This is a genomic window from Microcoleus sp. A003_D6 (assembly GCF_036702825.1).
GTDB lineage: Bacteria > Cyanobacteriota > Cyanobacteriia > Cyanobacteriales > Microcoleaceae > Microcoleus.
In genome coordinates this window covers 14,277-28,115 of the sequence record NZ_JAUBWA010000004.1, presented here as the reverse complement: position 1 = coordinate 28,115, position 13,839 = coordinate 14,277, and the positions used below count along the sequence as shown (strand labels likewise).

General features: G+C 42.4%; 3 protein-coding genes. All 3 read right to left on the bottom strand.

The genetic code is table 11. The features are described 5' to 3' along the window. Nucleotides 1-3: 3 nt before the first annotated feature. The 3 genes from QUB70_RS02225 to QUB70_RS02215 are packed head-to-tail and all read right to left on the bottom strand — an operon-like array spanning nt 4 to nt 13,830. Entirely contained in the window at nt 4-4,698 is a 4,695-nt protein-coding gene (locus QUB70_RS02225) for a type I polyketide synthase (RefSeq protein ID WP_332978111.1), read from the bottom strand. Between the two features lie 58 nt (nt 4,699-4,756). Next, complete coding sequence (locus QUB70_RS02220) at nt 4,757-9,031, bottom strand: amino acid adenylation domain-containing protein (RefSeq protein ID WP_332978110.1); 4,275 nt, start codon at nt 9,029-9,031, stop codon at nt 4,757-4,759. Continuing rightward, a complete protein-coding gene (locus QUB70_RS02215) occupies nt 9,028-13,830 on the bottom strand; it encodes a type I polyketide synthase (RefSeq protein WP_332978109.1) in 4,803 nt (1,600 codons plus the stop codon). Before QUB70_RS02215 ends, QUB70_RS02220 begins: the two co-directional genes overlap by 4 nt. Nucleotides 13,831-13,839: the final 9 nt, after the last annotated feature.

The window sequence follows — 13,839 nt, the reverse complement described above, 5'->3', positions numbered from 1 at the left end:
TGGTCATATCACGGAATTAACTGGTACAAGTTCGCGAACTTCATCTTCAGTTAATTTTTCTAATTCGTTGATGATGATTTCCTCAATAACAAAAGCTAATTCAGCTACAGATGGTGACTGAAAAAGGGAAAGAATAGATAGTTCTATCTGGAAGTCTTGGCGAAGCCGAGAAATTAACTGAATCCCGATTAAAGAGTTACCGCCTAAGTCGAAAAAGCTGTCATTTATGCCGACGCGATCGATTCCCAGTAAATCTTGATAAATGCCAGCAATTCTATACTCAGTATCATTGCTAGGTGAAACATAGGCAGTTTTTAAGCTAGGTCGCGAGTGAATTGATTCGGGGCGAGACTTCTGTGATTTTTCCAGTAAAGTGGTTAAGTCAAAATCCTCGTGCTGCTCAATTACAGCCTGGAGATTTCGCGTTGATACCACTACTTGAGGGAGTTGACAAGACAGAATGTGACCTAACGCCTCTATACCTTCTTGAAACGTTATGCCGTATTTCTCTCGCATTTGCTTAAAGCTAGCTTGCATCTGTGGCTCAAATGACAGCAGTGCATCTTGCCAGCTATCCCATTGCCACCAATCCCAATTAATTGAGACAGTAGGCACTTGATGCCGAGAAAAATTGTAATGGGCAAAGGCATCAAGAAAAGCATTAGCGGCGCAGTAATCTACTTGACCAAATCCACCATAAATTGAAGTGAATGAAGAAAATAAAACTAAAAAATCTAGCTTTAGATCCTTCAATACAGCATCTAATACCAGTGTTCCCTTCATCTTAGGCTCAAGAACACTGTTCGCCAATTCGGTCGTTTTCAGTTGAACAAGACCTGCACCTGGAACTCCGGCTGCGTGAATTACTCCATGAATGTCCCCGAAGCGATCGCATACTTCCTTAACCATCGCTTGCATTTGTTCGAGGTTAGCAACATCTGCTTTGATAACGAGAACTTCTGCACCCAATTCCTCTAAAAGCTGAATTTTCTTGATTTTTGTACTCACTAGATTTTGCCGATCGTGGCTTGATAAATATTGCTCCCACTCAGCTTTCGGGGGTAATCCTGAACGTCCAATTAGCACCAACTTGGCTTGAGTGGTCTTTGCCAAATGTTCGGCAATTGCCAGTCCAATTCCACCCAATCCACCTGTGATAATATAAACTCCTCCTTGCCGTAACTTAGCTGTGCGTAAGGTTTTATCTTGCACTGGTAGCGGCTCAAAGCACTGCGCCCATCGACGATTTCCGCGATACGCAATGACCGGCTCAGATAGCTCGACAGCTAATTCTGCCAACAGTCGATCTATCAGTTGTTCCCATTGCTTAGTACCCGATCGGGGCACAGTAATATCAATGCTACGACAGGTGATATTTGAATATTCCTGGGGAATAACTTTACATGGGCCTAAAAGAGTTGCTTTTTCTGGGTACAATTCATCTTCGTCAGTTAACTCCTGTAGATTATTGGATACGACAGCGATTTGGAGAGAGTCAGTAAGATTTTGTTCTCCCAGTGCCTGCGCCAGAAAAAGCAGACTGTAGAAGCTGAAAACTTGAGTTTGTTCTAACTCCTCAAGTGCTGAATGTATGCGATCGCTCGATGTTATGTTCCACAGATGAGCGATGGTTTGGGGAATTTTATTTAACTCGCTAAGGGCTTTTATTAGAGCATTGTAGTCATCTCTATTTTGAGGATCGATTGTATATTCACCCTCTCTGAGTTGGCTAAATTTTTCTCCCACTCTTACCACTATTACATCTTGATTCTCCCTCTCTAGCCGCTCTACAATTTGTGAGCCTACCCCGCAAGCATCGATAAACACCAGCCAGCATTGCTTTTTATCTATTAATTTCCTCAGTTCAAAAGCTCCAATTGGTGCAACTTGTTTCCAAGATGGAATATAAAACCAATCGGAAATATCAAGTTTTTGTTCTAAATCTTTCCTAACGAGATGGAGATTAGGCGTATTTTCTGGTGGTTCGATCCAGTAACGCTGACGATCGAATGGATAAGTCGGTAACGGAATCCGATGATGGCGATCGCGGGTATAAAGTCTCGACCAATCTATCTTGACTCCTGAAAGCCAAAGCTGACCCAAAGTGTTGAACAAGAAAGCCAAATCTGACTGTTGATTGTAAGCATCTCGCAGCGAAGGTAACGCGACTTTATCCGCGATCGCAACATTTTCTAAACATTGTAATCCTAAGCTGCACAATGTCTGTCCCGGTCCAATTTCTAATAGAATCGGTTTGTGTTTTTTCCACAACTCTTGCATCCCATCAGCAAATAAAACGGGTTGACACAAATGCTTCGTCCAATAATTAGGATCGGTAGCTTGTTCGGCAGTAATCCAAGTTCCGGTGACGTTTGATAGATAAGGAATCTTTGGTGCTTGAAGATTGACGGTTTTCACTAATTCGGTAAAAGATTCAGCGATCGCTTCCATCATCTGAGAATGAAAAGCATGGGAACTTTGCAAGCGCCGACAAGCTAAACCTTTTTCAGTTAGTTGAGCAGCCAATTCATCGATAGCGTTTGTAGTTCCCGCTACTACGCAAAAAGCAGAACCATTAATTGCCGATAAAGAGAGGTTTTTATTCAGCAAAGGACGCACCTTTTCCTCACCCAAAGGAACCGCTAACATGGCTCCATTTGGTAACTCTTGAATCATCTGCGCTCTTTTGGCTACGAGAGTAAGAGCATCTTCCAGAGATAACACTTCTGCTAGCGTTGCGGCGACATATTCACCGATGCTGTAACCGATCGTCGCTACAGGATGAATTCCCCAGGAAATCCACAACTGAGCTAAAGCATATTCAATAACAAAAATAGCGGGTTGGGTGAGACAAGTTTGATTAAGTTTTTGAGTTGTTTCATCCGCCTGTTGTTCGCCGCGACCGAGCATTTTTCGCAGATCGAAACCTGATGGAGAGGCGGTTTGCGGATCGTTGCGATCGCGATACATGACATCTCGCAGATCCAACCCCAGCAAAGGTTTGAGAAATTGACAACAGCGATCGACGGTTTCTTGAAATGTCGGTTCAACTTGGTATAATTCCCAAGCCATGTTGACATATTGAGTTCCCAGTCCTGTAAACATAAAAGCGACTGGACGTTCGATTCCATCCTGAATACTATTAAGAATTCGTTTGGGATTTTGAAGCGCAGCGATCGCATCTTGAATATCTTTGCAAACCACCGTTCGCCGACGATCAAAAGATCGACGGCCAACTTGCAAGGTGTAAGCGACATCAGCTAAGTTGAGGTCGGGATGCTGTTTCAAGTGTTCGGCTAAATTTGCCGTCGCCGTTTCCAAAGCCGTGTCAGTTTTGGCAGATAACATTAGTAATTGCCAAGGACGAGACGTTTTAGAAGTTTGAGCAGGCGGCGCTTCTTCGAGAATTACGTGAGCATTCGTCCCTCCAATTCCTAAAGAACTAACCCCAGCACGGCGAGGATTTTGTTGCGTTTCCCACTGTAAAAGTTTGGTGTTTACATAAAACGGACTGTTAGCAAAATCAATCTTGGAATTGGGTTCTTCAAAATGCAAACTCGGTGGAATTAACTGATGTTCGATCGCTAAAACTGTTTTAATTAAACCTGCTACGCCAGCAGCAGCACCGAGATGCCCGAAATTAGTTTTAACGGAACCAACTGCACAGAAAGCTTTTTGTGTAGTACGGCTTTGAAAAACTTGTGTCAGCGCGGCAATTTCGATCGGATCTCCTAAAGGTGTTCCGCTGCCGTGAGCTTCAATATAATTTATTGTTTCAGGTTCAATTCCCGCGATCGCTTGAGCTTCGGAAATCACTGCTGATTGACCGTCGGGACTGGGAGCAGTATAACCAGCTTTCAACGCGCCGTCATTATTAATTGCCGAACCTTTGATAATTGCATGAATGGAATCTCCATCTGCGATCGCATCTGTTAATCGCTTGAGAACCACCACTCCTACACCGCTACCAAAAATGCTTCCCCGCGCTTTCGCATCAAAAGAGCGGCAATGTCCGTCGGGAGAAGCAAATCCCTCTTGAGACAAATACCCAACCTTCTGTGGAACGCGAACTGCAACACCACCAGCCAAAGATATATCGCATTCGCCATTCAATAAACTTTGGCAAGCGATATGAATAGCCACCAGGGAAGTAGAACAGGCGGTTTGAACGCTGACACTCGGGCCTTTGAGATTCAACTTATAAGAAACTCTGGAAGATAGATAATCTTTATCATTTCCTAGCAGCGTTTGTAAATCTGATAGACCAAAATTAGGATAGATATTATTGAGCAGATAAGTGTTAGTTTCTACACCCGCGTAAACACCGATCGAACCTTGGTAAGTTTCCGAATCGTAACCTGCATTTTCGAGTGCTTCCCAAGCAGATTCCAAAAATAATCGATGTTGCGGATCTAAAATTTCGGCTTCTTTCGGACTGAAGCCGAAGAACTCAGCGTCAAATCGATCTGCGTCTTTTAGAACGGCATTAGCTTTGACGTAATTAGGGTTATTAAGCAAAGTTGAGTCTACACCTGAAGAGAGTAGTTCTTCATCTGAAAAAAATGCAATTGACTCTACACCTTCTCGCAGATTTTGCCAGAAAACCTCGATATTTTTTGCGCCGGGAAAACGACCTGCCATTCCGATAATGGCTATTTCCGCTCCATTCATCTCATTCTGTAAATGCACTTCACTCATTTAATTTGAACTCCTTTGATTGTTTACAATTGGTCATTTAAAATCACAACTCAAAAATCTAAAATTTTCTCTCCCGATGCTTCTGTCTGGATTGTTGTTGTTGACCTCGTAATGTTTGGCGATCGCTCCGTATTGAGCCTCGCTCTTGACCTTGTTCGGTCGAGGTTCTTGTAGTTTCGTTTTGATTTAAGTATTTGATCAAAGAAGAAATCGTTGGGGCTTTAAACATATCAACGATCGGTATTTTTTTGCCAAATATTTCTTGCAATTTGAGTTGAGCCTTGATCGTGAGTAACGAATTCCCTCCCAACTCAAAGAAATTGTCATTAATTCCCACTTTTTCGAGTTGAAGTACCTGTTGCCAAACCCCTGCAATTAGTTGTTCGGAATCAGTTACTGGCTCAACGTAAGCCGCACTCTGCTGGGGAAGCAGACTTTCTAGTGCAGACAAGGCGAGGCGATCGATCTTACCATTCCGTGTTAATGGTAAAGCGTCTAGTAGCACATAAGCAGAAGGCACCATATATTCGGGAAGTTTCTGCTGCAAGAAATCGCGTAATTCATCATTTAATGATTCTGAGTGATGATTCTGAAATGTTGCAGGTTTTTCCTCCAACCATTGCTTAGTCCAACTTGGATCTATTCCTCCACCTACCATGCTGTGAAGTAAAATTTGACTGGATTCTAAGGCAAATAAATCTCGCAATTGTTCAAATTCTATAGAACCCATAGGACACAAACCGATTTCATATTTGGGCGCGGTTTCCATTAGTAATTGACTGATATAACCCGCCTCCAGCATACAAAAATCTCGCGTCACTTCTCCATACATCGGAGCGATCGCACTCAGTTGTCCGATCAAAAATATGGAAAAGGCTGATTCCTCAAAAATTAGCTGATTTTTTTGATATATCCTGCTGTTAATCTCACTAGCCGCACTCAGAAACACCAAACGATGGTAAGTAGGATGGTAATAGTAAAATCCACTTTCTAACCCTTCCACTCGGTTAGGTTTAATATACAAATATGCCTGCACGGGGTAGAGGCCACCAGCGGAAGCATAGCGATATTTAGGTAACGGGGAACTATCCAGCGTTATTGGTAGCAGGCAACTTAAAAACTCACCTAACTGTTCCAAAGAAATGGCTCGATCTAAAAATTGCCGATAACTTTGACGCTGCAAATAAGCCTGGTTCATCATTTCATCAAACTCAGGTTTTGGCAACTCAATACTGGGTTGAGTGGGTTCAATCTGTCGCAATTCTAGTTGTTTGAACTTAAATTCAATGCGTTCTACCGGATCGATTAACACTCCTTCAAGTTCACCCGGTTCATAAGCTTCATCCAGCTTGTTTTCGGTAAAAATTTTATGTTTGGGAACGATGTAAGCCACCAAGCGCTGTTGGTTAGACTGATTACCCACAACAGTAACTACAGCAGCTTTTACATCAGGATGTTGAGTTAATGCTGCTTCGATTTCTCCGGTTTCAATGCGCTGCCCTCGAATCTTAATTTGGAAATCTACTCGTCCTAAAAACTCGATATTGCTATCTGGTAAATAGCGACCTAAATCTCCCGTGCGATAAATCCGTTCTCCCGTGCGCGGATGAGTGATGAAATTAGTTTTAGTTTTTTCTTCATCCTGCCAGTAACCTTTGGCTAATTGTACGCCAGCGCAGTACATTTGACCGGGAACCCAGACCGGACAATCTTCTAAAGATTCGTTCAAAATGTAATATTTGGCATTAGCCATCGGTTGACCGTAAGGGATACTCTTCCAGTTTGGATCGACTTTTTCGATGAGATAACCGATGTTCCAAATTGTAGTTTCAGTCGGGCCGCCAATACTGAGAATTTGGATATTTGGCAGTAAAGATTTTAGTCGATCTGGCAAAGAAATCGGTAGCCAATCTCCACCTAAAATTGCCAAACGCAAACTTAAAGGAATAGTTGCAGATTGCTGTTCGACATAACTAACCAACATCTCCATCATCGCCGGGACTGAATTCCATAAAGTTACTTTTTCTCGCACCATCAAATCTACCCAGTGCGATGGATCTTTTACTGCTTCAGCATCTGGCATGACAATGCTACCGCCAGCACTTAAAATACCAAAAATGTCGTAAACAGATAAGTCGTGATTGAGTGCGGTTACAGCTAGGATAGAGTCTTGGTAACTGACATTAAAACGTCTATTGGTGTGGATAACCACATTCGCCACGTTGCGATGAGTAATCATTACTCCTTTGGGTTTGCCAGTCGAACCAGAGGTGTAAATTACATAAGCTAAATCGTCTGGTTTTTGAACTGGATATAATGCTTGTTTGCTTTCTTGTACTAAGTCTTTATTATCTAAACATAGTAGTTGAATTCCTTCACGCCCAGCAAGTTTTTCTTTTAACCAAGATTGAGTCAAAACAATTTCAACTTGGCTGTTTTCTAGGAGATAAAATAAGCGTTCTTCAGGCAATTCGGGGTCAATGGGAACGTAAGCAGCACCGGCAGCTAAAATGCCCATAACTGCAACAATTTGTTCCCATCCTTTCTCCATTACTATGGCGACTAGCTTATTGGGAAGAACTCCTAATTGGCGCAGTCGATGACCGACTTGATTCGAGCGATCGAATAATTCCTGATAGGTTAAGCTGCTAGTGGAAGTTACCACAGCCGTTTTTTCCGGTCGCTGTTTAACTTGAGTTGCAAACAAACTGTGGAGTAACGTATCTGATACTTCAGCAGCAGTATTGTTGATAGCTGCGCGTTGTTCTAATTGTGCTGATGGTATTAATTGCGGCGTTGTTTCTTGCCAAGTGTTCTCTTCATCAGCTAAACGTTGTAGGAGATGACAAGCTGCATCAAACATATCATTTATCATCCCTGCTGGGAATAGTTCGTCTACGACTTGCCAAGTGTAGGTTAGCGAGCCATCTGACTCCACAAAATAGATATTATCTATCCAAATTTGCGGGGTTTGGTAAACGTTATAAACAACTTGCCCCAGAGGAATATCTCCGATCGCATTATCATCCACATTTTGAGGAGTTGTCGTAAATACGATCGGCATTGCGACTCCTCCCGCCTTGCCTTGAACCTTAGCTAATTCCCGCAGGACTCGCACTCCCGTTACATAGTCGTGTTCTAAATCCTGCCAAAGTTGCGATTGAATGCGCTGCGATCGCGCTTCAAATGATTCATTTCCTGAGTTGTCTATTTCTAGAAGAGTAAATGAAGCTACCTCTCCCAGGATGTCGTTAACTTGAGGATGCAATGGTAGGCGGTTAAATCGAGGTACGTTGATAGTAAATCTAGGGTTTTTACTCCAGCGCCCCATCACTTCTGCGTAGACGGCAATCAAAGTTCCAGCTAAGGTTAAACTTCCTTTAGCCGCTCTATTTGTTAGTCTTTGTACCGTTTGAGATTCTAATTTGTATTTGAGACTAACAAATAGAGGGTTTTTGAGATTGCTGGGATTTTGTGCTAGGGGTAATTCCGGTGCTGGTGGCAATGTGGGGATACGAGATAGCCAATATTTTAAAGATTTTTGATAGAGAGGTGAATTTTCGAGATCGAGCACAGCTAGAACGTAGTCTCGGAATGAAAGTTCTAGGGTTGGGAGGAAGCGATCTGGATCTTCATAGAGTTCTTTTAACTCTCGGAATAAAAGCTGTAAACTCCTACCATCAAGACACCAGCCATCGATGCTGATATAAAGCCTGCTGCTATTTCCATCTAAATGAGATGCGACGATTTCAAATTGAGGCCACTGTTCGAGAGGTAACATTTGGTGCGAGAGGCGATCGCGAATCATTTCTATTTGAAAAGCTACAGCCTCAGCGTCTTTTCCCCGCAGATCTAATACCTGAATTTCATAAGGCGGTACTTGCGGCAAAATTTGCTGCTGTCCATCTGGCAAAACTATTGCTCGCAACATATCGTGACGGTTAATTAACTGCTGCCAAGCTAAGTTTAATCGGTCTATATTTAGATCGACGATATCGATTTCTGTATAGCTGTGGATCGACACATTCCCCATATCAAAAGAATCCGTTCTGCCGATCCAGTAAGCCTGCTGCATATCGTTGAGCGGGAAAGGCTCATACCGATTTTTTAGGTCTGGTGAAATCAAAGGCAATGTTTGGTCTTGAATACTAGAATGTTCGCTAAATTTTTTGAGAAATGTCAGGATTTCCGTTTTGCGATCGGTCAATTGTTCGCGCAATGAATCTGTCAATATTTCCTTGGGAGCATTGCAGCGCAGGCGATCGTTATCTACCCAAAGTTTGATACCGAGTTCGCTGATGTTGAATAAAAATTCGTCAATTGATGGTTTCATAATTCGATCTCCATTCTGTCATCTAATTCAGTATTAATAGGCGCTTGAAATTTTTGAGTGGTCAAGCGAATCTTCTCGATGTACTGGGAAATTTCGGCTACAGTCGGTGTATCAAATAGGATGCTTAGCGGCAAATCCATCTCGATCGCTAGGCGCATCTGAGCAATAATTTGGGTGGCTAATAAGGAATGTCCGCCTAATTCAAAAAAGTTGTCATGGATACCCACTTGCTTAACACCTAGAAACTTTTGCCAAATGTTAGCAATCGTTTTTTCTATCTCGTTGAGGGGAGCAATATAAGCATTACTCAGTTCGGGTCGGGGGTGTGTTGCTTGGGATAAATCTGGTTTTTCTCCGGTTTCTGAGAAACTTAGTATGCTATCCGAATTATGACGCTCAATTAAGGTCGTCAAATCGCGGGTCGATACTAAAACTTGGGGCAATTTACTCTCTAGAATTCGTCTGAAAACATTGATACCTTCTGATGGTAATAATCCATCTTCGAGTAATTTTATTGGCAATCTTTTTGCATGAAACTGGGGATTTGGAGAAGCTAATACGTTATATTTTTCCTTTTCTGCTAAGCCAGGAGAGGAGATAGTTAAATAGACGTTTTGGCTTTCAGAACTGGCAGCAGTTTGGTTTTGTCGCTCGATCCCGATCGTATCACTTTTTGTTTTTTCCAACAAAGGATGTTCTACCGAACTTGATTTTTCTTGAGCAATATCGGGAGTTCGATCTAACTGCTTCACCGCTGACGCTGCCATTCCCACTTCTTGCCAAGCATCCCAGTTAATACAAGTAGTGAACGGGCCATTTGTGGAGTTTTTGTAGTGAGAAAAAGCATCTAGAAAAGCATTAGCACCAGCATAATCTACCTGTCCAACTCCGCCTATCACCGAAGCGAGAGAAGAGAACAAAACAAAGAAATCTAACTCGACATCTTTGAGTATAAAATCAAGCACCAAAGTACCTTTTACTTTAGGAGCTAAAATACTTTCAGCTTCCTCCCGCGTTTTGCGTTGAATTACACCGCCTCCAGGAACCCCAGCAGCGTGAATCACGCCATCGATCTGACCGAATTGTTTCTGAGCAAGAGCGATCGCAACCTGCATTTGTTCTAAATTAGTCACATCAGCGGTAGCTACCAAAACCTCTGCGCCTGACTCTTCAAATTCGAGTAGTTTGCGGATCTTGCGGCTAATGTTATCTTGCTCATTGTGAGTAGCTAACCATTGCGATCGCAACGAGCGATCGGGAAACGCAGAACGTCCTACTAACACCAGTTTTGCTTTGACAGTTTTTGCCAAATTTTCTGCTAAAACAAGACCAATTCCCCCCAGTCCACCTGTAATTAAATAAACTCCTCCTTCTCTTAAAACTGGTGTTTCTTCTAGTGCTTCATTTAGTTGAACTTGCTCAAAGGTTTGTAACCAGCGATTATTCCCACGATAAGCAACGATCGCATCAGAAGATTCAGCTACGATTTCTGTCAATAGTTGGTCTAGAAGTTTTTGTGGCAAACTTCCCGAAGGTGGAAGAACAACATCAATGCTGCGACAATTGATAGTTGGATATTCTTGCGCGATCGCTTTCACAGTTCCCAGCAAAGTTGCTTTTTCTGGACAGAGCAATTCATCTCCAGTTACTTCTTGTATGTTATTAGAAATAACCAGAATTTGGAACTCATCATTTAAGTTCTCCTCCCCCAATGCTTGCGCTAGAAATAGTAGACTATAAAATCCTGTTTCTTGCGATCGGTCAATCCATTCCCAGCCCGATCTTTGAGTTTCGCCCGTAACAGTCCACAAATGCGCGATCGTTTTGGGAATCTTTTCTCGGTCAAAAAGTGCTTTAATCAAAGCCTTGTAGTCATTGGGTTGTTGAGGATTGACAGTATATACTGCTTCCCCAAATTTGGCAAATTCTGACCCGATTTTGACGATAATTACTTCTTGATTTTGCCGTTCCAATCGTTTCAATAATTCTACACCCAAACCGCATTCATCGATAAATACCAGATAGCATGACTGAACTTGTATGGTATTCGATTTAGGCGTTGAGAGCAGAGAACGTTTCCACGATGGAATATAAAACCAATCTGCAATATCGGGTTTTCTATCCAAGGTTACTTGACGATTACTAGCTGATTCTTCTGGTGGATCGATCCAATAACGTTGACGCTCAAAAGGATAAGTTGGTAAAGGGATGCGATTCCTGCGGACAGCTTCGCTAACGCGTTTTTCACCTGCATAAAATCCCGACCAATCTACCCGCACTCCTGCTAACCAAAGTTTACCCAAAGTATTCAGTAAAAATCCTGAATCTGACTCTTTATCCTTGAGATGAGGAAGCGAAGAAAGTACGATTCGTCCAGATGCTTGCTGTTTAGTCAGGGTAGTTAATGTTTTTCCTGGCCCAATTTCGAGGAAAATTAGTTGAGAATCTTTAATTAACTCGGAAATTCCTTCAGAAAATCGCACGCGATCGCGCAAATGTCGCGCCCAATAATTCGGATCTGTAGCTTCTGTTGCAGTAGTAATCCAAGTACCAGTAACGTTGGAGATAAAAGGAATTTGAGGAGGATTGAGCTTGATTTTTTTAACTGTTTGTAAAAACGGTTCGATTATCGAATCCATCATTGCCGAATGAAACGCATGAGAGGTATGCAATTGGCGATACTCTATGCCTTTTTCTGCTAGTTGGCGTTCGAGTTTTTCTACCGCTTCTACCGTTCCTGAAACTACACTCAGAGATGGACTATTACTGGCGGCGACAGAGAGGTTTTTATTCAAAAATAATTGTACTTCTTCCGCCGATAAACTGACAGAAATCATCGTCCCAGAAGGTAGTTGCTGCATCATTTGTCCGCGAGTGGCTACCAGGGACAAAGCATCTTCCAGAGAGAACACACCAGCGAGACAAGCTGCTACATATTCGCCAATACTGTGACCGATGATCGATTGGGGTTGTACTCCCCAGGATATCAATAATTTGGCGATCGCGTATTCAATAACAAATAGTGCTGGTTGAGTAATAGCAGTTTGCTGTAATTGTTGCGTTGCTTTTTCGGTTTCTTCCTTACTTGGGTAAATCAACTGGCACAAATCTAACCCTAAATAAGGTTGAAGTAATTTAAAACAGCGATCGCACTCTTCTCGAAAAATTAATTCGCTCTGATAAAGTTCCCGCGCCATGTTGACATATTGTGACCCTTGCCCTGTAAACATGAAAACCACGGGGCGATCGCTTGATTCGATAAAATTAGTAAATACTCTTTGCGGATTGCCTGATTTGAGAGTTTTTACTGCATCTTCAAGGTTATCTGCTACGAGCATCCGGCGATAATTGAACGCTCGACGACCAACTTGCAAAGTGTAAGCTACATCGGCAAGATTAATATCGGAATACTGCTCTAAATACTTAACTAAATTACTTGTAGCTGTGTCTAATCCCGAATTAGTTTTAGCTGAAAGTATTAATAATTGTTGGGCGCGAGCAGGACTAGAAGCTGCTGGTGTAGGAGCTTCTTCGAGAATTACATGAGCATTAGTTCCCCCAATCCCAAAAGAACTCACCCCAGCACGACGAGGATTACCGTTAGCTTTCCATTCCGAAAGTTTACTGTTGACATAAAACGGACTATTCTCAAAATCTATCTGCGGATTTGGTGTCTCGAAATTGATACTGGGAGGTAGTATTTTGTGGTGGAGTGATAGAACTGTTTTGATTAAACCCGTAATTCCAGCAGCAGCATCTAAATGCCCAACATTTGTTTTGACCGAGCCGATCGCACAATAACATTTCTTATCAGTATTGACTCGAAAAGCTTGTGTAAGCGCCGCAATTTCGATCGGATCGCCTAAAGGAGTTCCGGTTCCGTGAGCTTCTATATAACTGATTGTTTCTGGCTCTACTTCCGCCATAATTTGAGCCGCTCGAATTACTCTCGCTTGACCCTCTTCACTGGGAGCAGTATAGCCAACTTTTAATCCACCATCATTATTAATAGCCGATCCTTTAATAACAGCATAAATGCAATCTCTATCCGCGATCGCATCATCCAACCGCTTGAGAACAACTACTCCTATTCCGTTACCGCCAATTGTGCCATTTGCTTTAGCATCAAAAGCTCTGCACTTTCCATCAGGAGAAATAATTCCTTCTGGAGATAGTGTTAGTTCGTTTTGAGGAACTTTGACAGCAACGCCAGCCGCCAAAGCCATATCGCATTCGCCGCTTAATAAGCTTTGACAAGCTAAATGAACTGCCACTAATGAACTCGAACAAGCTGTTCCTACACTAACACTCGGCCCTTTTAGATTCAATTTGTACGAGACGCGAGTTGGAACGTAATCCTTATCGACTCCAACCAGAGTTTGCAAGAAACTCATTGAATCCATCAATTCTCGGTTGGGATGAAGGTTATAAAGCAAGTAAGTGCTAATTCCCGTTCCCGCATAAACTCCGATCGGTCTTTGTTCGATTTCAGAGTCATAGCCAGCATTTTCCAGAGCTTCCCAAGCACACTCTAAAAACATTCTGTGTTGGGGGTCCATCGTTTCTGCTTCTCTAGGATTAAAGCCAAAGAAAGAAGCATCGAATTGTTCTACATCCTCAAGAACAGAGCCTACTTTTATTTGGCGATCGCCTAATTTACTTTCTCTTGAATTTGCAAAGGTTGAAGTTAAATTTACTCCTGCTTTCAAATTCTCCCAAAAGTCATCAATGCTTTTACTACCTGGAAATCTTCCAGACATACCTACGATCGCAATTTCTAATCCATTTATCTTGTTCATAGTTGATTG